This is a genomic window from Paraburkholderia sp. MM5384-R2 (assembly GCF_014201025.1).
GTDB classification, from domain to species: Bacteria; Pseudomonadota; Gammaproteobacteria; order Burkholderiales; family Burkholderiaceae; genus Paraburkholderia; species Paraburkholderia tuberum.
Window position 1 is genome coordinate 47,089 of record NZ_JACHDI010000032.1, and the last position, 24,343, is coordinate 71,431.

General features: G+C 61.1%; 22 protein-coding genes and 6 pseudogenes. 10 read left to right on the top strand and 18 right to left on the bottom strand.

All coding sequences use genetic code 11. The features are described 5' to 3' along the window. Window positions 1-111: 111 nt before the first annotated feature. Both HDG37_RS33270 and HDG37_RS33275 read right to left on the bottom strand, forming a co-directional pair. A pseudogene (locus HDG37_RS33270) lies at window positions 112-246 on the bottom strand (alkene reductase); the annotation flags it as partial. A gap of 30 nt (window positions 247-276) precedes the next feature. Next, window positions 277-981: an SDR family oxidoreductase gene (locus HDG37_RS33275; protein ID WP_184055070.1), complete on the bottom strand. Its 705-nt coding sequence runs from the start codon at window positions 979-981 to the stop codon at window positions 277-279. Window positions 982-1,316: 335 nt separating this feature from the next. Here HDG37_RS33275 and HDG37_RS33280 point away from each other — a divergent pair, with 335 nt between their 5' ends. Beyond that, window positions 1,317-1,928 carry a TetR/AcrR family transcriptional regulator gene (locus tag HDG37_RS33280; RefSeq protein WP_184055120.1) on the top strand — a complete coding sequence of 204 codons (612 nt, stop codon included), beginning with the start codon at window positions 1,317-1,319 and terminating at the stop codon, window positions 1,926-1,928. Window positions 1,929-1,942: 14 nt separating this feature from the next. On the opposite strand, the pseudogene HDG37_RS40135 reads toward HDG37_RS33280, so the two are convergent. The 6 genes and pseudogenes from HDG37_RS40135 to HDG37_RS33305 form a co-directional block, all read right to left on the bottom strand. Then, window positions 1,943-2,293 (bottom strand): annotated as a pseudogene (locus HDG37_RS40135) (alpha/beta fold hydrolase); the annotation flags it as partial. Then, window positions 2,290-2,466, bottom strand: a pseudogene (locus HDG37_RS39765) (DinB family protein); the annotation flags it as partial. The pseudogenes HDG37_RS40135 and HDG37_RS39765, both read right to left, overlap by 4 nt. Before the next feature lie 55 nt (window positions 2,467-2,521). Next, window positions 2,522-3,238 (bottom strand): O-methyltransferase, encoded by a 717-nt coding sequence (locus HDG37_RS33290; protein WP_184055072.1) that lies wholly within the window; start codon window positions 3,236-3,238, stop codon window positions 2,522-2,524. A 74-nt stretch (window positions 3,239-3,312) separates the two neighbouring features. Beyond that, window positions 3,313-3,609: a 4Fe-4S dicluster domain-containing protein gene (locus HDG37_RS33295; RefSeq protein ID WP_184055074.1), complete on the bottom strand. Its 297-nt coding sequence runs from the start codon at window positions 3,607-3,609 to the stop codon at window positions 3,313-3,315. A 2-nt stretch (window positions 3,610-3,611) separates the two neighbouring features. Next, window positions 3,612-3,920, bottom strand: a complete 309-nt coding sequence (locus HDG37_RS33300; RefSeq protein WP_184055076.1) for a hypothetical protein — start codon at window positions 3,918-3,920, stop codon at window positions 3,612-3,614. A gap of 12 nt (window positions 3,921-3,932) precedes the next feature. Further along, the gene (locus HDG37_RS33305; protein WP_184055078.1) at window positions 3,933-4,514 is read right to left on the bottom strand and encodes an RNA polymerase sigma factor; all 582 of its coding nucleotides are present in this window, start codon (window positions 4,512-4,514) and stop codon (window positions 3,933-3,935) included. 305 nt (window positions 4,515-4,819) lie between these two features. Here HDG37_RS33305 and HDG37_RS33310 point away from each other — a divergent pair, with 305 nt between their 5' ends. Both HDG37_RS33310 and HDG37_RS33315 read left to right on the top strand, forming a co-directional pair. Further along, entirely contained in the window at window positions 4,820-5,557 is a 738-nt protein-coding gene (locus tag HDG37_RS33310; protein WP_184055080.1) for a transporter substrate-binding domain-containing protein, read from the top strand. Window positions 5,558-5,640: 83 nt separating this feature from the next. Beyond that, window positions 5,641-5,943: a VF_A0006 family four-cysteine protein gene (locus HDG37_RS33315; protein WP_184055082.1), complete on the top strand. Its 303-nt coding sequence runs from the start codon at window positions 5,641-5,643 to the stop codon at window positions 5,941-5,943. Window positions 5,944-6,093: 150 nt separating this feature from the next. On the opposite strand, the gene HDG37_RS33320 is transcribed toward HDG37_RS33315, so the two are convergent. After that, window positions 6,094-7,278, bottom strand: coding sequence for a TIGR03118 family protein (locus HDG37_RS33320; RefSeq protein WP_184055084.1), 1,185 nt, complete (start codon window positions 7,276-7,278; stop codon window positions 6,094-6,096). Window positions 7,279-7,539: 261 nt separating this feature from the next. On the opposite strand from HDG37_RS33320, the gene HDG37_RS33325 reads away from it, so the two are divergent. Continuing rightward, on the top strand, window positions 7,540-7,875 hold the full coding sequence (locus tag HDG37_RS33325) for a hypothetical protein (protein WP_184055086.1): 336 nt from the start codon (window positions 7,540-7,542) through the stop codon (window positions 7,873-7,875). Window positions 7,876-8,138: 263 nt separating this feature from the next. On the opposite strand, the gene HDG37_RS33330 is transcribed toward HDG37_RS33325, so the two are convergent. Both HDG37_RS33330 and HDG37_RS33335 read right to left on the bottom strand, forming a co-directional pair. Further along, window positions 8,139-8,630, bottom strand: a complete 492-nt coding sequence (locus HDG37_RS33330; RefSeq protein ID WP_184055088.1) for a hypothetical protein — start codon at window positions 8,628-8,630, stop codon at window positions 8,139-8,141. 39 nt (window positions 8,631-8,669) lie between these two features. After that, entirely contained in the window at window positions 8,670-9,887 is a 1,218-nt protein-coding gene (locus HDG37_RS33335; RefSeq protein ID WP_184055090.1) for an FAD-dependent monooxygenase, read from the bottom strand. Between the two features lie 173 nt (window positions 9,888-10,060). On the opposite strand from HDG37_RS33335, the gene HDG37_RS33340 reads away from it, so the two are divergent. After that, complete coding sequence (locus tag HDG37_RS33340) at window positions 10,061-11,005, top strand: LysR family transcriptional regulator (protein WP_184055122.1); 945 nt, start codon at window positions 10,061-10,063, stop codon at window positions 11,003-11,005. 36 nt (window positions 11,006-11,041) lie between these two features. On the opposite strand, the pseudogene HDG37_RS33345 reads toward HDG37_RS33340, so the two are convergent. From HDG37_RS33345 to HDG37_RS33355, 3 genes and pseudogenes are all read right to left on the bottom strand, one after another. Then, window positions 11,042-11,487: pseudogene (locus HDG37_RS33345) on the bottom strand (dihydrofolate reductase family protein). Window positions 11,488-12,028: 541 nt separating this feature from the next. Next, window positions 12,029-13,096, bottom strand: coding sequence for a rhodanese-like domain-containing protein (locus tag HDG37_RS33350; protein WP_184055092.1), 1,068 nt, complete (start codon window positions 13,094-13,096; stop codon window positions 12,029-12,031). Window positions 13,097-13,153: 57 nt separating this feature from the next. Next, a complete protein-coding gene (locus HDG37_RS33355; RefSeq protein WP_184055094.1) occupies window positions 13,154-13,810 on the bottom strand; it encodes a peroxiredoxin in 657 nt (218 codons plus the stop codon). A gap of 910 nt (window positions 13,811-14,720) precedes the next feature. On the opposite strand from HDG37_RS33355, the gene HDG37_RS33360 reads away from it, so the two are divergent. Next, window positions 14,721-15,002, top strand: coding sequence for a DUF4148 domain-containing protein (locus HDG37_RS33360; RefSeq protein ID WP_184055096.1), 282 nt, complete (start codon window positions 14,721-14,723; stop codon window positions 15,000-15,002). A 516-nt stretch (window positions 15,003-15,518) separates the two neighbouring features. Beyond that, a complete protein-coding gene (locus HDG37_RS33365) occupies window positions 15,519-17,501 on the top strand; it encodes a phosphatase PAP2 family protein (protein WP_184055098.1) in 1,983 nt (660 codons plus the stop codon). An 86-nt stretch (window positions 17,502-17,587) separates the two neighbouring features. Here the strand turns inward: HDG37_RS33365 and HDG37_RS33370 are convergent, their stop codons facing one another. The 3 genes from HDG37_RS33370 to HDG37_RS33380 form a co-directional block, all read right to left on the bottom strand. Then, window positions 17,588-18,463 (bottom strand): alpha/beta fold hydrolase, encoded by an 876-nt coding sequence (locus HDG37_RS33370; RefSeq protein ID WP_184055100.1) that lies wholly within the window; start codon window positions 18,461-18,463, stop codon window positions 17,588-17,590. Window positions 18,464-18,870: 407 nt separating this feature from the next. Continuing rightward, window positions 18,871-19,836: a sterol desaturase family protein gene (locus HDG37_RS33375; RefSeq protein WP_184055102.1), complete on the bottom strand. Its 966-nt coding sequence runs from the start codon at window positions 19,834-19,836 to the stop codon at window positions 18,871-18,873. Window positions 19,837-19,844: 8 nt separating this feature from the next. Continuing rightward, entirely contained in the window at window positions 19,845-20,861 is a 1,017-nt protein-coding gene (locus tag HDG37_RS33380) for a YncE family protein (RefSeq protein ID WP_260335196.1), read from the bottom strand. A gap of 317 nt (window positions 20,862-21,178) precedes the next feature. On the opposite strand from HDG37_RS33380, the gene HDG37_RS33385 reads away from it, so the two are divergent. Beyond that, window positions 21,179-22,489 carry an Nramp family divalent metal transporter gene (locus HDG37_RS33385; protein WP_184055104.1) on the top strand — a complete coding sequence of 437 codons (1,311 nt, stop codon included), beginning with the start codon at window positions 21,179-21,181 and terminating at the stop codon, window positions 22,487-22,489. A 377-nt stretch (window positions 22,490-22,866) separates the two neighbouring features. On the opposite strand, the pseudogene HDG37_RS33390 reads toward HDG37_RS33385, so the two are convergent. Then, a pseudogene (locus HDG37_RS33390) lies at window positions 22,867-23,499 on the bottom strand (alkene reductase); the annotation flags it as partial. Window positions 23,500-23,713: 214 nt separating this feature from the next. Here HDG37_RS33390 and HDG37_RS33395 point away from each other — a divergent pair. Beyond that, on the top strand, window positions 23,714-23,953 hold the full coding sequence (locus tag HDG37_RS33395) for a hypothetical protein (protein ID WP_184055108.1): 240 nt from the start codon (window positions 23,714-23,716) through the stop codon (window positions 23,951-23,953). Between the two features lie 207 nt (window positions 23,954-24,160). Next, a pseudogene (locus HDG37_RS33400) lies at window positions 24,161-24,343 on the top strand (hypothetical protein); the annotation flags it as partial.

The window sequence follows — 24,343 nt, forward strand, 5'->3', positions numbered from 1 at the left end:
GCGATGGCTCGGCGCTCCGGGTCGCCTGCCGCAGATCGCCGCTTTACCTGCCACGGGAAACGGTCCCTCATGCATGGGGCAGCGCGCGGCCACCACCGGCCATTCGTGGCGCATATCGCCGGCGTGGAAGATGGGATCGGAGACTCGCCCGACGTGCCAGAGCTGGGAGACGATCAGACCGCCGGCTGCGTGAACCGCAGAGGTCACCTCCTTCCAGCCCGCGACCTGCTTTTCCGTCCAGATGCCCGCGCGCGACGAGCGGGCGCTCCGGCGCCTTCAGTGCGGCGCCGGAGCGTCGAGATAGACGCCTGCCGACAACCCGGCCTTCACCTGCCGCGTGAACTCGTCGGTGGACACTTCCTCCGCCCCTGCCTCGATCGCGTCGTATGCCTGACGCACGACATCGGCGGGCGTCGCCTTCGGCACTTCCAGCCCGCGCGTCAGATCCGTATCGATAAAACCGGCATGCAGCCCGACCACCTGCGTGTGCTGCTCGCGCAGCGAGTGACGCAGGCCGTTGGTCATCGCCCACGCGGCCGACTTCGACACGCCATAAGCCGCGAGGATCGGCCGGTTTATCCAGCTCGCAACAGACAGTACGTTCAGGATCGCGCCGCCGCCGTTGCCGGCAAGGTTGCCCGCGAACGCCTGCGACATCGACAGCATCCCGAACACGTTGGTGTCGAAGTGATCGCGTAACGCGTCGAGCGCGCCGTCGTCCGTCAGACTGCCGAGCCGCGCGATGCCCGCGTTGTTGATCAGAAGCGTGACGTCGGCCGCCACGTCGGCGGCAGCGGCCACGGCCGCCGGATCGGTCACGTCAAGCTTCACGGGCACGACGCCCGACAGCGTTACGCTGGCCGGATCGCGCGCGCCCGCATAGACCTTGCGCGCGCCTCTTTCGAGCGCCTGCTTCGCGAACTCAAGACCAAGCCCGCGGTTCGCACCCGTCACGAAAACAACAGCACCTTCGATCTTCATATCTCATCCTTTCGCATGATGAATCGCATGTGCGCCGGTTCGCGGCGCGCGTGAAATCCGGAGAAAACAAACCTGCCCTTGCGTACCGAACCGTTGCGCCGCCGAACGGCGCCAACGTCCGCCGCCCGCCGGCATCAAAGAACCGCGATGAACCTGGACTGCCATCCGTGCCACGCCGGCGTTGCTTCGCGTTGTGCTCGAAAGTCGGCTACACTCGTGACAATGTCGATCACCATCGTCTTATGGCGAATTGTGTCGACGTAATTCGAGTATGTCAATGGTGATCGACATTGTGTTTTTCAATCGACGCGATCGCTTGTATAAGGGAGAGATCGATGGGGGTGTCACGACAGCAGGCCGCCGAGAACCGCAGCGCGATTGTCGCGGCCGCCGAGCGGCTTTTCCGGGTACGCGGAGTCGATGCCGTGGGGCTGACGGAGTTGATGAAGGAAGCCGGTTTTAGCCAGGGCGGCTTCTACAACCACTTCAAGTCGAAGGATGCGCTGGTCAGCGCGGTCATGGAAAAGGCCATGCAAGACTACGCGGATTCGCCAAGCGGCGGCAGCCTGGGGAAGCAGGCGGCACGCTACCTGTCCGCCTCGCACCGCGACAACGTCCAAGCAGGGTGCCCGCTGTCCGGCTTCGCTGGCGACGCTCCGCGGATGACCGACGCGGCGCGTGCGTCCTACGCGCGCGGCCTCGCCACGTATCTCGACCGGCTTGCAGCCATGATCGCCATGGAAGGCGCGACGACGGAACAAACCCGTCGCGATGCGATTGCAGCGTTCAGTCAGATGGTCGGGGCGCTCGTGCTGTCGCGTGCGATCGCAGGCGCCGATCCGGCCTTCGCCGACGAAATCCTCGACGCCGGGCGGCGCACGCTCGTCGACGCGCTCGACGACCCGGTCACGCCGGACAGCGGGCGCCGCAGCAGGTCGGATGGCTGATACGCCGCCTGCGGCCCCGGGGTCCCTGCGTGGGAATGCGTAGGTCGGCGGGGGGCGTCCAACGTGAAGTTGCTTTCAACATTGACAATCCGGCGGACGTATCCTGGATATGCGTGTGCAAACAGCATCGCGATCGATCCGCCTATCGAGTGACCAACGACATCAACACGTCTTGCTCCGAAGCGTGCGTCAGCGAACCCGCGAATATGCTCGACTTGCGCGGGTAAGGAAATCTGCTCGAACGGGACGGACCGATGCTTTCCATAGCCGAGCAAATCGGGGGAGGCGTGCTTGGGTTCGTATTGCCATACGTCCAAGGTTCCGATGAAGCCGTGAATGAAAATGACGGGCGGGTCGTTCTTCATATCGGTCGTCCTCTCTTTGGGCGGGTTTCGGTTTTCTTCAGTTCGTCATCAAGTTCTTCGAGTTCAAGCAAATGAGTCCGATCGTGGTCAAGTAACTCACGCACGAGTTCTTCGAGAGTCATGCGCCGCACACCATCGCGGAGCCCGCAAAGCATAAGCTGCTCCGCTCGCAACCCAGCTTGAATGGCACATGAACCGGATTCCGGACGGCGTCCACTCTTCGTCAGCCTATGACACGACGACTGTAAATTCGACCCCTGATTCAAAGTCCAGCGTCATGGTCGAAAAGCGCGGATCGTCGTCGAGGTAGTGCTTGTATGGCCGAACGGCGTCCTCGGCGGTGTACATGTTGTCGGCGAGAACGATAGATCCCGGGCGTAGCAGGCGCTCAATCTGCTTGAACAGATTCAGATAGGTGTTGGCCCAGACGTCGATAAACACCATGTCGAAAGTGCCGTCCAGTTCGGAAACGGTCTGGAATACATCGCCCTCCCGCAGGTCAACATAAGCGTCTACGCCCGCCGTTCTGACGTGGGCCCGAAGTCGTGCGCACTTAACAGCATCGAGTTCAGTCGCTACAACCGTCCCACTGCCTAACGTGCGAAGGGCCTCGGCGAAATACAGCGTGGACACGCCGCAGGAACTGCCGAGCTCGAGGATTCGAGCCGGCTTGTGCGAAAGCACCATGTTGCTTAAGAACCGTCCCGTTTCCGCTGACACGGCTAACGATAGAGCAGTGCCTTGCGAGGATTCGAAATCTTCGCTCGATAGCCCGAGCGTTTCGAGAAACCGTCCACGGAGTCGAGGTACGAGCGTTTCGTATTCCTCCGCGAGAGTCAGAAACTCCTCGCTCGATCCCTGAAATTGCGCCTGTGCGCGGGCTATCACTTCTGTCTGGCTCTGTTCGTGAAGCTGTCGCAGAAGATCCGTGGTTGATGAAGCCATGTGCGCTCCTTGAGGAGATCGATAATACTGACCACTGCGCCAGGCGGCCTGCGCTTTTCTTAAAACGCGTAACGCTATGCCGTTCTGGCGAGCTTGATCGCGCGTTCAGGGCACGCCGTCACACAAAGAGCGCACGACCGGCAGGCGTACGCGTTCGGTGTGTAGGCGACTTTCATTCCATGCACGCGTAGCTTGAGGCGGTGCATCAAATCGAGGCTGAGATAGTCGACGTCATCGATGCGCCGGATCTCAAACACATTCTCAGGGCAGACCTCCAGGCAATCGCCCTTGCCTTCGCAACGTTTCAGGTCGACGACTGGCGCAATCACGCCCGGCATCTGTTTGCAGTCGTACGTTGATTTCTCGCGCATGTTCAATCTCCCGCGCGCCGGTCGCGGCCCGATCGCCATGCCGTCTGGAAATGCTCCCGTTCTTCGGGCGTCATCGCTTCCCATTTGCGCCAGTGACGCCGTTCGCGCCAGCCGCCGTGTCCGCGGAATCCGCCAAACAGGATGCGGCTCAAAACCAGCAAGCCCAACGCATGCGCGAAGTCGATCGCACGGGCGCCAACGAATAGCGCCGGAATCACCCAATTCCATAACGTCATGACCACCCATCCGAGCACGGCTATGGCAACCACCGCGAGCAGCGCTTTACCGGCGCATCTGATTCGAAACTTCATGCCTCGACTCCTCTATATATCCAGTTCGTCATAAATGGCCTGCAGTCGGGCGCGCAGATGCAAGACCGCGTAGCGTTTGCGCGCGAGCAGCGTATTGAGCGTGACACCGCTTTCCGCCAACATGTCTTTGAAGGGCCGTCCCTCCAACTCGTGCGCGATAAATACTTCACGTTGATTCGGCGGCAACTCGTCGAGCGCATCCTGCAAGGCCTTGAGCAATACAGCGCGAGCGTAAAGCGCTTCGGGGCCTGCATCGTGCGCCGGCAGGGCGAGGTCGAGGCGATACTCACCGCTGGCGTCGTCCTCGGCCTCAGACAGATCGGTCAGCGGCTGCTCCTTCTTCTTGCGAAAACGATCGATGATGCGATTGCGCGCCGCACGAAATAGCCACGCGCTTGCCTGTTCGATCGGAGCGGGAAGCCGGTAAGCCTGCACGAATTCGTGGAACACATCCTGCAGGATGTCTTCGGCGTCGTCCGGGTCGCGTATTCGACGCCGGATAAAATTGACGAGCCTCGTGCGCTCACGCACCACGGTCGCGGTGATGTCGCTGTCTCGGTCGGTCATCGGGTGCGAGGTGGGTGGCGGTTCCATGCGCCTGAAGACGTTTCAGGAGCGCGAATATTGTGGTGAGCGCGAAAATTCTTTCCTTGCGCGACTGCCGGTTCGCTCGAAACAGTGCGGAACAGAATTGTGGCCATTAAGTAACAGCAAGAAGTGGGTGCGTTTCCGTAGCGATGCCGCGCAATCCAACCAACGTCCATAAGACCGACACCCGATCCAGGCATAACCGCGTTCGTTTCAGAGAGAGCCGCCGCAACGACAACCGCGCATGTAAGTAGAATCATCAACATTCGGCCCGGCATTTGATGACCATTCCCAATTGGCGAGACACAGCGATGAAGGTAACGATTGCGTACATCGAAGAACCCCCGTTCGGTTGGACGGAAGCAGATGGTACCCCCGCGGGCGCTGACATCGATCTGGCCGACGCGGTTCTTCGGGCGATCGGCGTAACCCGGATCGAGCATCATCTGACGTCGTTTAGTGAGCTCCTGCCCGGCGTTGAAGAAGGCAGGTGGGATATGAACGTTCCGCTGTTCGTCACACGCGAACCCGCCAATATGGTCGCGTTCAGCGTCCCGGTATGGGGAATCGCAGACGGTTTTCTGGTTCGCACTGGAAACCCGAAAGCCCTTGACAGCTACGTGTCGCTTGCCAAACGCGCTGATGCGCGCCTTGGCATCATAGCCGGACAGGTGCAGCACGACTCAGCGATAGCGTCTGGCGTAAGCAAGGACCAAATAGTCGTCTTCGAGCATCAGGCCGACGCTGTCGAAGCGGTTCTCTCTGGCGCCGTCGATGCGTATGCGAGCACGGCCTTGGGGAATCGGATAGTTGCGAACCGGATCGGAGGCTCAATGCTCGAGGCCGTTGAGCACGAACCGGGAACGAAGGGCAAGCCGCAGCAGCCTCCGCTCGGGGCATTCTCGTTCAATAGAAGTAACAGCGATCTGATCCAGGCGGTAAACAAAGCCCTTCGTTCATATCTGGGCTCGCCAGATCATCGTGCTCGCATGGCGGAATTCGGCCTGACACACAACGAGATCGGTCCCGCTCTCGCGGGTCGAGTATAAGACGGGCGTCGGCCAGGTGCTGCATCGAACCGCAAAATGCTACGATTGCCCACCGTTATATCCCTTGGGTCTCGCCCACGTTCATGATCAAGCCCGCCTCTCTGCTTCTGTCGATCGCACTCGCCACGCCGCTTTCGGCTCTGGCGCTCGGCACCGATAATCCAGACTACGATCAATGCATTCTGGGTTCGCTAGGAAATAGCCAGAGCACTTTCGCGGCACGCGTGATTAGCGATTCGTGCAACGCGCTTTACAGAAATGGCGCACTGCTTCTGCCGCGGGAAAAGTCGTATCACGTGTGTGTGCTGCAGAATGTGCAAACCGTGCGAGGGGCATTTGCGGTTCAGCAGATATTGCGGGCATGCCGGCGTCAGAATCAGATGTGAGTCAGGGCAGCCAGGACCTGACATCGCTGGTGCTCAACCGCGCGTGGATGTGATGATCATCACACGCACTGCTCAGGCGCACATCGCCCCGCATAAGCAATACCGCCGCTCTCGCATCAAGAGCGGCGCTTCTCAATTGCGCGCTTCGCGCTACATTCCAATGCTCATCCCGCCGCCCGCGCTTGTGCCGGTGTTCGTACCCGTGTTCGTACCTGAGTTCGACGTCGTATTCAGATCGATTCTTCCGTAGACGCCATCGGCTTCGTCATTCGGCCCCGCCGCGAAGAAGAGCGTGCTGGAAGGCTGATTGCTGAGATCGTTGCCGAACGCGATGCCCCACACGCCGTGCTCGACGATCGGACTGCCGTTCGGTCCATTGATCTGTCCCATCGAGTGACCGCTCGACGCGTTGAACGCATTGATCATGCCATCGCCGAAATTGCCGATCAGTATTGCGCCGCTCAACGAGCCGAAGGTCCCGGGCGCTTGCGCAATGCCCCACGGCGCGTTCAACGGACCGCCTGTCGCGAAGCGTTGCTTCAGGTTGCCCGCGGTGTCGTACACATCGACCATGCCGAGCCCCGCGCCCGGGACATCGTCGTGTTTGGCTGCGTCTTGCATCGCGTAGGTGACGAACAGATTCGAGCCGATCGCCTGAATGCCGAACGGCGCGAAGCCGGCTGGAATCGCCGGGTCCGTGAAGGCGCCGGGCATCGCGACCTTCGCGAACGAGGTATCGAATACGTCGATCTTGTTGTTATGGAAGTCCGTCGCGTAAAGGAAGTTGCCGTTGTTCATCGCGGCGAGCGCGAGACCCTTGTAGACGGCGCCGCCCGTACCGTCGTCGTACATGACGAACGCATTGGTCGGCCCCACGGCGGGCGCCCACGCGGTGATGGTGCCGCCTTCGCCCGTGAAGATGAACGCAGCGACTCCAGACTTGCCGTTTTCCGTGACGCGGAAGCTTTGTGTTCCATTGAAAACGATGCCCGTGGGCGATGCGGAGCCGTTCTTGCCGTCGGGTATCGTGACGACCAGCGATTGCGGCACGCCATTGCCGTCATAGAGCGTCGCGACGTTGGTGCCGTTGTCCGCGACCCAGACGAAACCTTTGGGATTGAAGGCCACGCCCCAAGGGTTTTTCAGATTAGCGTCGGTGTGTGCAGCGGGCACCGCACCATCGGATACGAGGGCCGTCGCTGCGAATGACGACTGGACGGGTGGGCTCGCGCTGCTCGAACTCGAGCCGCCACCGCCACCGCCACCGCATGACATCAGAGTCGCGACGGCCGCGCCGCATGCAACGACGCCGAATAGAGCGAGTAGAGACTTCATGACCGCACTCCTTGTTCTGCGCAAAGGACCTAATGGTCAATGAACGAGAACGGCGCGGGATCTATTCCGGCGGAGAGCGGCTTATTTCGCGGCAGATCTCGTGCGATCCAATGGCTGGAGTCGCCCCACGACCGCCACTTCGTGCTCCGCCGATCGCTTCGCTACCTGCAAAAGCACGCGGCACGCTGTTTGCGACATTTGCTGTAGCGCAGGCGGCAACTGTCTGCGTCTATCTTCCAGTCCAGTTAAGGAGGGCGGATCATGAGCAAGGCAACCATCACACTAGTCGCGGCCGTCGCCGCACTCTCGCTGTCGGGCGGCGCTTTTGCACAGGCGGCCGGAGGCCAGAGCGGCAGCGGTTCGACCGGTACAGGCGGCAGCACGGCTAGTCCGTCGAACCAGATGAACGGCGCAACCACGGGCGGCTACGGCATGCCAGGCACCACCAATACGGACAGCGGCATGGGCGCCAAGGCACCGAACTCGGGCCTGCCGAGCAACAACAGCAGCTCGACGTCTGACACCACCGCCGCTCCGAAGAGCAACAACACGCTGGCGACCCCGAGCGTGGTGTCGCCAGCCGCTACCGGCCATTGACAACTGGTAGAAATGACCGTCAGCCGCGAATCAGCGCAAGCACAAAGGGCTGCGTTCGCAGCGACATAGGTGCAATTGCCACCGGCGCGCAGTTTCCCGGATATCAGGCGCAAGCTAATACGACCGATCTACGCGGTTCCACGCTGTCGCTATTCGAAATTTCTCCACCGGGAATTACGCGCCGGGTTTCCAGGCAACGCATGAACTCCAGAATTTACGGCTCGCATCGGAAACCGCGGAGCCGGCAGGCCGCGCGTTGCCGGTCACTCGATGCCGTGCAGGAGCGTATGGCCGTCACACGCGAACCCATTTTTCACAATCGATGCCAGTTTGGGCAATCGAAGCAAAAGTCCAGCAAGCAGATAGCACAACGCGCAACCGACGCTACCCGTGACCGCGAACTTCAGCAGAGGAGCTGCGGGTACGTTTCTCCACGCCAACCCGACGGCAACCAGAACGGGCGGAGGGATAACGTAGATCGTGCAGGCACGTCGCGGCAGCGGCTGCCACGCGCCAACGAGTCTGTCGAAGCGTCGCTGGAAATTGCTTGCGAGAAATAATATCGTTCCCCACGCGACAAATGGCTCCCAGAACGCGTAGACGATTGCCAGCGGACGACCGCGCAATTCAGGAAGGTATGCGCCAAGAAAGTGGACGAGCGGCAATATAGGTAACGTGATCAGGGTGACGCGCCACTCGGTCAATGGGTTGCATGTGACGCGTAGTGGCTGGAGAGAGGCGCCTGGCATGAGCATGCGGCCCACCGCCTCCCTATTGAAGCCTCATGGAGAGGCTCAAAGCCACGTGCCGCCTTGTCGCGCGCTCGGCTCTTGCGCGAGCGCATCGAAATCGTGAATCCAGTCGAGGTGATGCAGCATGCTGTCGCGCGCCCCTAGCCGCGCGTTGCGTTCCTGCGCGGCGGGGCCGTCCGGCAGATGCAGCACGTCCGCGGTGCTGATCGACGCGTACTGCACCTTGCGCGTGCGGCCCTGGCGCAGACGCTCGTAGGCTTCCTGCGCTTCCCGCCACTTACCCGGGCCCGCCTTGGCGAGTTGCGCGGCCAGCACCACAGCATCCTCGATCGACTGGTTGGCGCCCTGGCCGTGATGCGGCACGAGCGCATGCGCGGCATCGCCGATCAGCGTCACGCGGCCCTTGCTCCAGCGGCCGAGCGGCGGACGGTGAAACAGGCCCCAGCGCTGACTGATCGGCACGGCCGTGATCATCTGCACGACGGCCGGATGCCAGTCCTTGAACAGGCGCAGCTGCTCGCCTTCGGTCGACGGCATGACCCAGTCGCGCGACGGCCACGGCGACGGATGACGCTCGACCAGCAGGAAGTTCTGATCGCCCTTGTCGCCGATCGGATAATGCAGCAGATGGCCGCCGGGCCCGACCCAGAACTGGATCGTCTCCGGATCGGGCAACAGGTCCATGCGCTCGGCCGGCACGATGCCACGAAAGCCCGAGCAACCGGAATACAGCACGTCGTCGTAGCCGAGCATCCAGCGTCGCGTAATCGAGCGTGCGCCGTCGGCGCCGATCACGAGATCGGCATCGATGCGCCGACCGTTGTCGAACGCGAGACTCACGCGATCGGGATGCTGCACGAGATCGACCAAGCGATGGCTGAGCTCGATGTGCTCGAGACCAACTGCCTTCGACAGCACCGCCTGCAGATCGGCGCGATGAACGCCCCAGTACGAGCCACCGAACTGCTCGCGATAGCTGGGCATGCCGCGATGATGTCCAATGACGCTGCCGCTGCGGCCATCACGATAAATGAGCCCGGGTACTTCGGCGCACACGTTTTCGAACGCGGAGCGTAGCCCCATGCGCTCGTAAAAGCGCGTCGCGTTGGCCGACAGTGCGACGGCCGCGCCCACTTCGCGCAACTCATCGGTCTGCTCGTAAAGTTGCGCATCGATGCCATGTTCGCGTAGTGCGAGCGCCAGCGTAAGGCCGCCGATGCCGGCGCCGACGATCGCGATGCTCAGATCCATCCGGTTCATGATTGCGTCTCCGATATGCGGGTTTATCGATTCGGGCCACTCTGGAACGCGCGCCCGGCGCGTCGCATGCGGATACCGTGTTGGTATTTTCAGCACTAGACGATCATTGCTCAATAAGATGAAATGAATCTACTTCATCACTGAAATGAATGACCTTAGGTCATGCCGAAGCCATGGAACTGAGCGATCTCGATCTCAACCTGCTGCTGCTGTTCCAGCGGCTGATGCAGGAGCGGCGCGTGGCGAGCGTCGCCGAGCAAATGAACATGAGCCAACCGGGCGTCAGCAATGCGCTCGCGAAGCTGCGCCGCCTGCTCGGTGATCCGCTGTTCGTGCGGGCGCCGGGCGGCGTGGTGCCTACCCCGTTCGCGCTGCGTCTCGCGGAACCGGTCTCTCAGGCGCTCGCCACCTTGCACGCCGCGCTCAATCCGGTGACGGGCTTCGATCCGCTGCGCGAGATCCGTACGATGACGATCGGCATGACCGACATCGGCGAAGTCGTGTTTTTGCCCGCATTGCTGGAACGATTGTCGCGCGTCGCGCCAGGCATCGCGATGAATACGGTGCGCAATACGAGCGTCAATCTGAGCAACGAAATGGCCGACGGCCGGGTCGACCTGGCGATCGGTCTGTTGCCGCAGTTGAAGGGGGGTTTCTATCAGCGGCGTCTGTTCGATCAGCGCTACGTCTGTCTGTTCAGACGCGCTCACCCACTCGAGGACGCGCCGCTCACGCTTTCCGCGTGGCGCGAAGCCGAGCATCTGGTGGTGGTGTCGGCCGGCACCGGCCACGGTCAAGTGGACGAGTGGCTGAAACGGCGCGGCGTGCGGCGTCAGGTGCGACTGACGGTGCCGCACTTCATGAGCGTCGGCTATATCCTGCAACGTACCGACCTGATCGCCACGGTGCCCGAGCGCCTCGCTCTGGAGTTGGCCACGCCGTTCTCGCTCAGCCTGCGCGCGCTGCCGATGACGCTACCCGCCGCGCCGATCCATTTGTTGTGGCACGAGCGCGTCCATCAGGATGAAGGCAATCGCTGGCTGCGCGAGGTCGTGATCGACCTGTTCGCCGATACCGTGGCGCGTGGCAGGCGAGCGCGGGACATGAGGAAGAAATAGGCCTCCGTTTGTAAGCGTCGATCGGAAGCTTCGCGCTTACTCGAACGTTCCGGTTCGGACTTCGCCGTTGCGGGTGTAGCGCGTGATCAGCACGCCGCCGGGGGTGCTCGTCGCGTGTGCCAGCGTGAAGGCGGACGCTTGTGCGTCGTTGCCGAACAGGCGTTTGCCGTGCCCGAGCATGACGGGATAAATCAGGAGTTGGAGTTCATCCACGAGGCCCGCCGCCAGCAGTTGGCGCACCATGTCGCCGCTGCCGAACGTCAATAGATCGGCACCGTCCTGAAGTTTCAGCGCGCGTATCGCGTCGGCAAGGTCTCCGTTCAGCGCATGACTGTTGGCACACTTGCGCCGACCGCTTCGTCGGCGTAAGGGACGATCCACCCACCCAAACGAAAATCACCACTGGCATCCTCCTCAGGCGCGTCGGGGGATTGAGCGACGCCATCCAGACTGAGGAACATGGAAACGATGTGCCTGCGCATGATGTGCTCCTGGGCGATGAACCTGATCGGTTCCATCTATACGACGAACGAGTCGCGTGCGGACCGACAATCGACGTCCGCACCGGGTGAAGCCGCGTGAGCGAGCATCGCGCGGTCGGCGCACAATGACTGGACCCACGGGTGCCTGCGCCGCAGGTGTGAAGGTGCGCACCACTCGCCAGCGCATGGTCGGAAGATCGCCCGACACAGTGATGCGGACATAGCAGCCGGCGTAACGTCCGGTCGCCCGTGGCATTTCGTTCTATTTTGTTGTTGATTCTCGCTACCCTCTCGAAGAAGCCTGTTTTCGATTTGAATCGGCGCCATAGGGGACAACTGATGCTATTGGGTTTCACGCAAACGCATGGAATTGAAGAATCTCGTCGCGCTGGTGCTCGTATGCGGGGGGATCAGGCTGGTCACGCGGACGGCGCAACGGAGCGCTGGCTATTCGAAGGCTGGCGCGGCTTTGGGGCAAGGTCGAGGCTGTCGCCAAGGCCAAGGCTGAGCTTGTGAGGGTCCCGAAGCGCCGACTCCCCCCTCAAACACTATCCGACGCAACCGGCAACCCCTCCGTCCTCCACCGCAGCATCCCACCGGCAAGATTCGCCACCTTGCCGAACCCCGCCTTCGTCAGCAACACGCTTGCCTGCGCCGAGCGCACGCCGGACCGGCACACCGCGACCACCGGCCGCTCGCGCTCCAGTTCATCGAGCCGCCCTGTCAATTGCGACAGCGGCACCAGCTTCGCGCCCGGCAGATGACCCAAACGATCGATGAACTCGGGCGCCTCGCGCACATCGACGATCTGAAACGCGGCGCCATGCTCGAGCAGCGCCATCGGCTCGATTTCCCACACGCCGCTAAAGCGCAGCGTCAACGGTGCCCAATCCGGCGTTTCGGTCGCAACTTCGGCGCCGCCTTCCGGCTGCCCGCAACGCATGTTTGCGGGCACCGCGACCGCCATCTGCTTCGGATGCGGCAAATTCAGGTTGTTCATGTAACCGGCGAAATCGCCGACGTCGACGTCGCCGCCCAGACGCGGATTGAAGCGCCGCTCCTCGGTCACGCTCGTCACCGTGATGCCGCGATAATCGTGCGCGGGATAGAGGAGGCAGTCGTCCGGCAGTGACAGGATCTGCTCGCGCACGGACGCGAACAACTGCTGCGGACTGCCCTGCTGGAAATCTGTGCGGCCACAGCCGCGAATCAGCAGGCTGTCGCCGGTAAAGGCCATGCTCAGATCGTCGAGCACGTAGGTCAGGCAGCCGTTCGTATGGCCAGGCGTCGCGCGCACGGTCAGATGACGCGTGCCGAAGTGGATCCGATCGCCATGCGCGAGCGCTCGCGTGACGCCTTTCGCCTCGACGACCCCGGCAAGCCCGATCTCGCTGCCGCAACGCAAACGCATGCGCCATGCGCCGGTTACGTGATCAGCGTGCACGTGGGTATCGAGCGTCGTGAGCAGCCATAGGCCCAGCTCGCGCAGCAGCGCCTGATCGCGCGGCACCTGCTCGTAGACCGGGTCGATGAGCACCGCCTCGCCGCTGTCGCCGAGTAAGTACGTGTAGGTCGACGAAGCAGGATCGAACAGCTGACGAAAAATCATCTGTATCCCTTAGGAAGGTCCGCGAGGCGGCCGCAAGCGGCCGCCGTGCCACATCTGTCAGCCCGGTTGCTTCGTGGTGCGCAGATACGGTTTGATGGTCTTGAAACCAGGGAAAATCTGCTGCGCCTCGTCGTTGCTGACCGCGGACGTGATGATCACGTCTTCGCCCTGCTTCCAGTTGACCGGCGTCGCGACCTTGTGTTTGGCGGTCAGTTGGATCGAATCGAGCACCCGCAGGATTTCGTCGAAGTTGCGGCCGGTGCTCATCGGGTAGGTCAGCGTCAGCTTGATCTTCTTGTCGGGACCGATGATGAAGACCGAGCGCACGGTCGCGTTGGTCGCGGCGGTGCGGCCCTCGCTGGTATCGCCCGCGTCGGCCGGCAGCATGTTGTACAGCTTGGCGATCGCGAGGTCGGTGTCGCCGATCATCGGGTATTTGACGGCGGCGCCCTGCGTTTCCTCGATGTCCGCGGCCCATTTTTCGTGGTCTTCGACCGGATCGACCGACAACCCGATCAGCTTCGCGTTGCGTTTGGTGAACTCCGGCTCGATCTTCGCCATGTAGCCCAGTTCAGTCGTGCAAACCGGCGTGAAGTCTTTCGGATGAGAGAACAGGACCGCCCATTGGTCGCCGATCCAGTCGTGGAAATCGATGGTGCCCTGCGTGGTCCGCGCGGTGAAGTTGGGCGCGGTGTCATTGATACGAAGTGACATATTGCCGTCCTGTGAAGTCGTGGTTAAGCGGAAGACCCGAGCCAGGCCTGTCTGCAACGGTCCAACACGAGCCCGGTTAATCCCGGGGACTGAAAATCACTAACGCTCACAACGATAGATGAAGCTTTCGCGGCGCATACACGCGCGGCAAGTAAAGCATTGCTGTGCAGAAGAAGCTCGAGATCCGCCTGTCGGGCGAATACGAGCGTTGCCGCATCGCGCAGTGAGACTTCAAATATAGCGCGTTACGCACAAGCCATGCTGACACCATCGAAGTCAGTCCGGCTGGCCACTTCGAAATGGCTTAGGGGAGTGACGTTTACCGGTAAATCATGGACATTCGACTCGCCGGCATGTGTTCGAAAGCGCACAGATTTACCGACCCTGATTTGATCAGACCGTTCGGTCGTCCAATGCCGGGCGCTAATGCGTGGTGCCCGGCGTGGCCGTCTCGTCGTCCACGCCATGCGAGCAAGCGCGAGGCGCGTCGGAGCGTGCGGTACTGAAGCGCTTGCAACAAATGCAGCCTCCGTCCGCTCGAAAAACATCTGCTGAATGCTCGCCATGATGGCCCGGTTTGGCGGCGCAGTGCGGATATCCGCGATCGCGGCAGGTCAGTCCGCAATGCCTGGCGAGTCAGGCGAACCCGGTTCGTCAAAGAACTGCCAGATCGCCTTTATCGATAAACGGTCGGAACATGGCTCGCGGACGCCGCGCATTTTTCGGAGACGGGATAAGCGGCTTTTAAGGTTGCAGGGCGTACCGTCATATCCACGCACTGAATACCGGGCACCCGTCGATCGCTATCTGTTCGCGGTCCACCTCAGCGTGAAGATCGACTCGCTTTCAATGCAGTTAGCGTGGTCCATTCGATTCATCGAAATTTGCCTATTCACCAAGGAGCCAACTTATGAAAGTACTTATCGCTCATGCGATCCTTGCAGCCACAATCGCCATTCCAGCGCTCTCGTCGGCGCAGCCCCTCACTCGCTCCGAGGTGGAAGCGAACGTCATACAGGCCGAACAGATCGGCACGCTCCATCAGTCGGAAGTGCACTATCCGGACGAGAGCAGCCCGCGGCAGGCACACGCGAATAACGACTACGGTTCAGGGCCGGTAGTGAATTCGCAATCCGGACATCGCCTTTCCTTCGCAACGCCCTCAGATAACGCGCTTTTCTCGCATCACTGAAGTGCTGGTGAGCGTTCGACATTCCATACGAGCGCGTTTCGATACTTCCACACGCCTCACTTCCGGTTCTCATGCGGACGTCGCGCGTCCGATCCAACGTCGATATGAAAAAGCTAGTGCGCTCGATTGACTTCATTCTGTTGACCGCCGCGTCGGTGGGCCTCGTCATGTTTGTCGTCTGGCGAGTGGCGACGGTAAAGGGGTGGTTTTAGGCTCACGCGAAACGGTTGTCCGTTAATGGATCGCCCTGTGGTTGGCGTTCCGAATCGACATTGCACCAAAACCTCGCGGAATGAAACCTTTCGCATGCTTCGCGAATGTGGATGAGCCGCAATCAAATACTAAGGAGTTCTGCGTTCACGCGTCTGCGACGCATGTGCAGCTTCCACCACCAGGTCTTCCGGGATACCTGCGAATCGCGCCACAATATCCGATACCGCGTAATCAGTCGCAACAATGCCGTCATAATTCACCCGCACAATCCGATGCCACCAACAACCACAAAAAAGTCTCGTGATGGCTCATTTTCGCGTCCCTCTCCCGCTGCGCCTCACGGTGCTCGCAAGCGTGGCGGTACTAGCCGCGTGCGGTGGTAGCAATGATTCTTCTACGCCGAGCGCCTCGAACACTTCGACGACGACGGCGACGGCCTCGATCCCGGCGCCCCCTGCCGACCCCGGTTTTGTCGACAACGCCGCAATCCCCGACGTGCCCGCGTTCGTCGACACGATTGCGACTAACCAGCGCGGCGATGCGCGATATGCGACGCTCGCCACGAATGCGGGCGTGCGGGTCGTCTCGCGATTCCTCGACATCTGGCAACCGTTGACCGAGATCGTCGATGCGGGCGTCTCTGCGCCCGCCAATGGTTCCTTTCCGGCTGTCGTGCAGTCCACGTGGACAGGACTACCCAATGACGGTACGCCGGGTGGGGCTGTCGTGAACAGTGCCGTCCATGCCGCAAACATTCAATTCGTGGTCGCCGAGACGACCAACCGAACTCAGGCACAGGCCGACGCAGCCTACTACGACGACCGGCGCGGCAAAGGTTATAGCGTTACCGATGGCATGGGACCGCTCACCAATGCGTGGCGCGCGGCGGCGCAGCAGGTAACGACCATCACCTCGATTCCGGCGGATGCGACGACCGTTCTGTACAACGACAACGGCAACAACATCGGCGTCGGCAGCAGTGGCGGCAACACCAGTTTCGGCCAGGTTGTCGACCTGCTCAACATCATGGGCAACAACGCGTCCACCGAGCCGGCCAAGCGCTTCTACAAATACGCGCGGCCATACCGCTGGAGCACGAGTGTCGTGGTAGATCCGACTCTGGTGCCTGCCGAGAGCACCACGCCTCCGACCGATGGCGGATTTATCAGCGGTCACGAGGCGGAGGCCATGCGCGACGCGATGACGATGGCCTACGTGCTGCCGGAGCGGTTCCAGGAGATGGCGAGCCGCGGCCTCGAACTTGGCGAAAACCGCATTTTCGCCGGTATGCACTCGCCGCTCGACGTCATTGCTGGTCGAATGTTTGCACTTGCGGCGACTGCTGCGAATCTTTCCGATCCGAGCAACGCCACCTTGAAGAGCGCCGCATTTAGCCAGGCGCACGCGGCCCTGATGCAGTCGACGAATACCAGTTCGACGAGCTTCGCTGCTTTCGCCCACTCCGGCACGGCAGCGACGGACCGCTTCGCCGACTACGCGACGAACAAAGCGGACTTCACTCGCCGTATGACGTTCGGCTTTGCTCCGATCGAATCGACCAATACGCCTCCCGTTGTGCCGAAGGGTGCGGAGGTGTTACTGGAGACGCGCTTTCCGTATCTGAGCGTTGAGCAGCGCCGCGTGGTGCTCAAAACGACCGAGCTTCCATCCGGCTATCCGGTCATGGACGATGCGGAAGGGTGGGGCCGCCTCAACATGTTTGCAGCCGGGGACGGATATGGTGCGTTCCATGGCAGCGTCATCGTTTCGATGGATGCGTCCCAGGGCGGATTCAACGCGTCGGATTTGTGGCGCAACGACATTGCCGGCGCAGGGAAGTTGACGCTGCAGGGTAGCGGAACATTGAAGCTCGGCGGCAACAACACCTGGTCGGGCGGCTCCCAGGTAAGCGGCGGCGTGCTCGAGGCCGATTCTCCGAATGCGTTCGGCACGGGCGACGTGTATGTGGGTGCGGGTGGCATCACCATCGCGGCGGCGTCGCCCGTGTCCATCGTCGGCAAGTACACGCAGCTCGCCGGCACGACACTCGAACTGGACATTGACGGTAAAGGCGCCGGCCAACTGCACGTTGGTAATCAGCTGACCATCGCCGGCGGCACGCTACACGTGAAGTTCGTGAGCGGCTATGCGCCCAAGGTCGGCGACACCATCGATCTGATCGATGGCAACGGGGCGACGAAGCAGTTCACGACGATCACGGTCGACGGCCACAAGGCGACGCCCGTCTACTCGTCGACCGGCGTGTCGGTGCGCATCGATTCGTAATCGGGCCATATTTGGCTATGCGTCGCCCGGATAACCCGCTGTCTGTAATGCGGAGCGTCTGGCTGTGCCCGTCTGTCGTTGATCGTCTAAAGCGGCGATTCCTTCGTCAAAAACCGTCTGATGGCAATGGAGACGATTTCTGGAAACTCTTCGTGAATCGCGAGCTTGCCCTTCATGACCGAATCAACCTGAACATTTTGCAATTGTCCTAACGCCTCCATTTCGACACGCGATTTCGGCGGCGTCTGATCGCCGTAGATCACGAGGATCGGAATGTTGGCTCGGCGCGCAAGATCAAGGAACGCCGCACGGTTGGCGACCCGGTCTAGCGCACCGGTCACAAAGCGTACCGAACTGTGCCGGGCTCCGGGTGCACGGGTGACGGCGAGTTTGGCCGCGAGACGATCGCCGCCAAGCCAGTCAGGATCGCTGTAAACGTGTTCTCTCGCCATCATGGTGATGACATGGCGGCTGACGTTGAGCCGGTAGAGAAGCGGGCCAGCGAGGGGGTGATCAATGGCAGAGCGCACACGGGAGAACCAGGCCCGCTGGCCACCCATCATCGTCGGCAACGGGCCGCGCCACGTCGGTGCGATGAGGACCAGGCGATCAACCGTATCTGAGCGCAAGACGGCCTGGTAAAGCGCATAGGTGGCTGCATGTCCGGCCGCCACAATGGCGTGCGGTGGTGCCACGATGTCGCTTAGAAACCAGTTAAGAAACTCCGAGAGAAGCTCCGGCGACCATTCTTCCTTTGGCCGCGCCTGATCGCCGAACCCCGGCCAATCAACCGTCGTCACGTGAAACTGAGGCGCGAGCAAGTCGAGCAGCGGGCGCATCTCCAGGCGCGTGGAAATCGTACTCAGGGCCGGCAGGAGGACGACCGAAGCGCCGCTACCGGCCTCATCCACGTCCAGCGCGATCTCTCCACTGTCCCACTGGCAGCGTATCGTCTTCGTCATCGCCTTTCCAATCTGACCTTCATACGAATCACGCGGTAGATATTGATGACCAGTGTAATTAGAGGTCGGTCTCCGGCCATGTATGGATGCGTTTTTCGTGCCCGTCGTTGACGTTTAGCCATCGGAGACGCGTCGTAGCAGATACACGACAATCACTGCGGAACCGCTGACAAAGATTGCCAGCCCGATCGCCTTACGCACGAGCGTGCGAACGCGCGCGCGGGGCGTGTAACGCACAAACCAGGAACTGGTTCTGCGCAACATCATTCACTCCATGGGCGCCTTGACGGGCGCGTCGCGTCGGGGAGAGACAGCCCACTACAGGTTCTTTGCACCAGCCGGTCCGGACCAAATCCAGGCGCACATGAACCGGCCCGTTTGGGCATTGGCGCAATGCAGGGATGTTCTCAGGAGGAACTGCGGCGAGCCTTTGCCGGTTGCCGCCACTGTTCAAGGAAAAACTGCAAGCCGCCCAGTTGCTGTGCGATGTAGCCGCCCGTGGCCATCGATTCCGGTGCGCGCCGGTCGCCTGTAGGCGGGTACTCGGCGGAGAAGTCCGCTGTACCAAACACGATGTCCCAGATCGGGAAGACGGCGCCGTAGTTACAGGAATTGCGGCCGGCCGCGCGCAGGCCATGATGCAACCGGTGAAAGCGTGGCGAGACGATCAACCGGTCCCCGAGCCAGCCGAACGAAAGCTTGATATTGGCGTGGCTCAGGCTTTCGATGAAGCGCATGAACAGGAACAGCAGCGGAAACTGCAGCGGCGGAATACCGATCGCGAGGCCGACGATGCCGAACCAGATTGCGGCGACCAGGTCGTCAAGCAGATGGTTGCGGTCGTCCGACCAGAAACTCATCTGCCGCTGCGCATGATGCAACGCATGCAGTGCGTACCAGCTACGGTATGAGTGCGACAGGCGGTGACGCCAGTAATCGGCACAGTCCAGAATCAGCGCGTACGCGATGAAGGTAACGACCGGATGTCCGAGAAGCGGCGGTATCAACGTCTCAAGCGTCGGCGGTATGTAGCCGTGATCGACCACGAAGCCGTTCACCCACACCTGCACCTGGTAGAACAGCAGGAAACTGACGACAGGCAACACCCCGACGCGGTTGAGGATCGTATAGAACGCGTCGGTTACGACGGCTTTGCGGTCATCCCAGCGTTCGATCGGAAAGAGTGCTTCGAGCGGCCAGCAAACCGCATACGTGACGATAACCGCGAAGAGGCCATAGACGCAGATCAGCGCCCAGTCGAAGGAAAGCTCTTCCCATTGCATCCAGCCGAAGTGATACAGCAACGGCAGAACGAGATACTGGTCGATTTCACCGGCCAGCATATTGAAGAATCTGTCGAGAAATATCAGCATGATGGACGTTAGAGCGTTTCGGCGGTAACGAGACCTGGGCGGCTCATTTGGGTGGTGAGGAAGATGCCGTGCGGCGAGCGTCCGACATCGATGGTCTCGTAGTTGCCGCTGGCTGGATCGAGTACGGCGACCTGCTCCCGGAAACGCAGCGTCACCCATAGCTTGCCGTCGGGGCCAACAGCAATGTCATCTGGCCCCGCAGCGTGGAACGGATAGGTACGACGAAGCTCGAGGGTGGTTGGATCGAGCGCCACCAGCGAGCCGCCGATCCGGTTGCTCACGTAGAGCGTCGCGCCGTCGGGCGTAAGAAAGACATTGTGCGGGCCGACGCCGGTTTTCACCCGCCGCAGCACGTTACCCGTCACTGGATCGACTTCCGCCACATGGTCGCTGCCCATCACGCAGACCAGTACCTTGCCGTTGTGCCAGAGCACGCCGGCGGGGGTCGATCCGACGTTCGACTTCCAGCGGATCGTCAGGTTCGTCAGGTCGAATGAAACGAGCGTGCCGGACTCCTGCATCGAATTGAAGCTCCAGCGCGAGTCCGGCGAGAAGTCGAGGTGGCTCGGCATGCCCCCGGGCGAGAAGCGCTTGACGAGCGTCAGGTCGTCGGGGCGGTAGATGTCGACATAGTTGAGCCGCAGTGCATTGACGACGAGGTAGCGGAAATCCGGCGTGAAGCCAAGCTGGTACGGATCGGCGATCACCTTATGGCCAAGCGCCAAACCGGTGTGCGGGTCGACAATGAACAGTGCATTGCCGCTGGCGTCGGCAATATAGAGCTTGCTTCTGTCGCGCGAAAGCGCCCAGTGACTGGGTTCGCGCAACGTCGGCAAGGTCCGGACGATCTTGTGCGACGCCATGTCGATGACCGAAACGCTGGCTTCGCCGGAATTCATTACGATTGCGAGATTGGGGGGCGCCGCGCTGGCGATACCTGAACGAAGGGCGAGGAAAGGCGACAGGCCGAGACTCAGGGGAATGGCCAGACTACGGCCAAGTACTTCGCGACGTGAAAGCTTCATGGAGGGCATGCATGCGAGAATTAACCACTCATTCTGCTGGATGGATTCACCGTCACGCAAGGACGAACTGCGAATGGCGCTGATATGGAGCGATGCTCAACCGCTTCCTGTCAGCAGCCTGACAAATTTCGGGCGAAGCTGACGATGCGCATGCGATTTCGCCGTATTTGACCGAGCTTCCCGCGGCCCCGGGCGCGCTTTGCGCAGCACCCGCCCCGATCATCCGCGGAGTTTGGCCGTTGTATATTGCCATCACGCGCTAAAGAACCTGGAGTAATAGCAGTGCCACGTTCGTCCAGAGAAGTCGGGAAGTGTCCATGAACAGCACTGCCGGCAAAAATACGCTCACAGATCGCACGACTGTTGCGATTCGCGATGTGCTGGCCGGCAAACGACGCGGCTTGCGCTCCGCGCTGCTGTTCGCCGGACCCGCAGTGATTGCCTCGATCGCCTACATGGACCCAGGCAATTTCGCGACCAACATCCAGGCCGGTTCGCAGTTTGGGTACACGCTGCTGTGGGTGGTACTGATGGCCAACCTGATCGCCATGCTGTTCCAGGCGCTCTCTGCCAAACTCGGCATCGTGACGGGCCGTAATCTGGCGGAAATGTGTCGCGAGCAACTGCCGCGCAAGGCCGTCTTCGTCATGTGGTGTGTCAGCGAAGTGGCTGCGATGGCAACCGACCTGGCCGAATTCCTCGGTGGCGCAATCGGCCTCGCGTTGCTGCTCAAAATGCCGTTGATGGCCGGCATGGCGGTGACCGCGATGGTGACATACGGCATCCTCGTGTTTGAAAAAGGCGGCTACCGGCCAATGGAGATCATCATCGGCGCGCTCGTTGCCGTGATCGGTCTGTGTTACCTGGTCGAATTGTTCATTGCGCCCGTCGCATGGGGACAGGCCGGATTGCACTCGATCTTGCCCTCAATGCCGAACCGGGAAGCGCTGACCGTTTCGGTCGGTATCGTGGGCGCCACCGTGATGCCACATGCGATCTATCTCCATTCCGGGCTGACTCAGGGCCGGACTCCGGCGAGCAACGCGAGCGAGCACCGCGCACTGCTGCGTTTTTCGAACCGGGAAGTCATCGTTGCGCTTTTCTTTGCAGGTCTCGTCAACATGGCCATGGTAATCATGGCCAGCGCGGCATTCCATGCCGGCCACCGCGACGTCGCGGAAATCGAAACCGCTTACCATACGCTCACGCCGTTGCTCGGTGCGGGCGCGGCGGCGGTTTTCCTGATTTCGCTCATCAGCTCGGGGATCTCCAGCTCCGTTGTCGGCACCATGGCTGGCCAGATGATCATGCAGGGCTTCGTCGGTTTCCGGATTCCCGTCTGGGTGCGACGTCTGGTGACCATGGTGCCGGCGTTCGTGGTGGTCGGCCTCGGCGTGAATGCCACCCAGGCGCTGGTGATCAGTCAGGTCGTTCTTTCGTTTGCGTTGCCGATCCCGATGGTGGCGCTGGTGCTCTTCACCCGCCGCAAAGACATCATGGGCGAGTTCGTCAATAGACGGCTAACGGACATTGCAGCGATTGCCGCGACGGTCGTCATCCTCGCGCTGAATGCGGTGCTATTGCTTCAGTCGTTCGGCGTCAGCATTCCGGGCATGTCTGCAAGCTGATGCAGCCCACCCGGACTCTTTCGGGATGGGCCGCGCTCCCGGTGCGATGGACGGCGAAGTTTGTTCGCTAGCCATCGACTGACCGCTGGGGGACCAGAGCTCCTGCTCCAAAAACGGCTTGTCGATTCGTTCGCTTTCGTCTGCGATGCCGGTGCATGCCTATGGGCGATCGCTGCTTCCATGTTCGCCTTGAGTTGTGAAACATACGGTAAGAACGGCGTTGACCCATGGGCACCTGGCCGGCTATGCGGATGAGGTCCGAGGCGGCATCTCCTGGTGCAAGCGTACGTCGACCTGGCGGGCTTCTCCGTTGTCTGGGCTGATCGTCCCAAAGAAAGCCTCACCGGTGCGAGGCCCGGGGGTGGCTATTTGTACGGTCAGGCAAGCGCCGGGTAATCCGTGTACCCTTCTGCCCCTGGGTGATAGAACATCTCGGGCCGCGGCTCATTGAGCGATGCGTCCAATCTAAGTCGGCGCGGCAGGTCCGGGTTGGCGATGAACATCTGCCCGAAAGCAATCGCGTCGGCGTCGCCGACCGCAAGCAAACGTTCGGCGGTGTGCTTGGTCATCTTTTCGTTGGCGATATAGATGCCACCGAATGCTGCCTTCAGTGCGGGTCCGAGCAGGTCGTCTCCCAGCGCTTCACGCGCGCAGATGAAGGCAATGCGGCGTTTGCCGAGCTCGCCTGCGACATAGCCCAAGGTGCCCGCAGGGTCCGAATCGCCCATCGACTTCACGTCACCGCGCGCAGACAGATGCACGCCGACCCGGTTGGCGCCCCATATGGCGACGCACGCGTGCGTGACTTCGAGCAGCAGTCTCGCACGGTTCTCGATCGACCCACCATATGCGTCAGTGCGCTGATTGGTGGAGTCCTGCAGGAACTGGTCAAGCAGATAACCGTTGGCGCAGTGGACTTCCACGCCGTCGAACCCTGCCTTTCTGGCGTTTTCAGCGCCGTGCCGGTAGGCCGCAACCACGCCGGCGATCTCGTCGGTTTCCAGCGCGCTGCGGGACCTCCCTATGTGTCCGGGCGATCTTTCACGATAACCGGGACCGCGCATGACCAAACCCACCAGGAAGCAGCAATCTCCGTCCCGTCCCCCTGTAGACGCTCTCCAGTATGAACGGCTCGCTCCGGCCGCCTTCCATCTTTGCGACCGGCAGGGGCAGCAACTCCGACATCTGATTACACTTGCGACCTCGATGTGCAGGAGTCCTGCTGTGACTGCTGAGGAAAGGCACGAACACCGGAACCTGCTGGAGGTGATGATCCAGCTCGGCGAGGACTACCACGCCGCCAATCGCTGCGATCAGGAACTGTTCACGGTGCTTGCGCTCGACGCCAAGGGGCTTCCTGACCGCCAGCTGACACCGCAGGACGCCGCAGCGATTCTCGCTGACGCTGCGCAGGGCGCGAACGGGAAACTGGCGGCTATGGACGCTTCGTGGACAAAGCACTAACCGGCGTCGATCACTTACGGAAAAAGCGGCTCAATGCCGCTTTTTTTGTTGGACAGTGACACTGGAAAAATGCACGTGAAAATTAGATAGGCAGAGCAATTGTGAATAGCTGTCAAAACAGTTTTATCTCAATTTAAAGTCGTTGACCGTGTCGCGTTTTAGATGGTTAATTCGTCGGATGTGTTCTGAAAAATCAGCAGAGGTCAGATGGAACAACAGAAACAGGATGAAACCGGGGGCAAGGAAGAATGCCAGCTTTGCCGTATCACCTATTCAATCTACTCAAACTTCCCGCCAATGCCGTCGGCAATGGCGCTGAACGCAGAAACCGGCGAATGGTTTCCGTTCGATAGGCTGAAGTCGTATGCAACTGGTTACGAGATGGCCGAA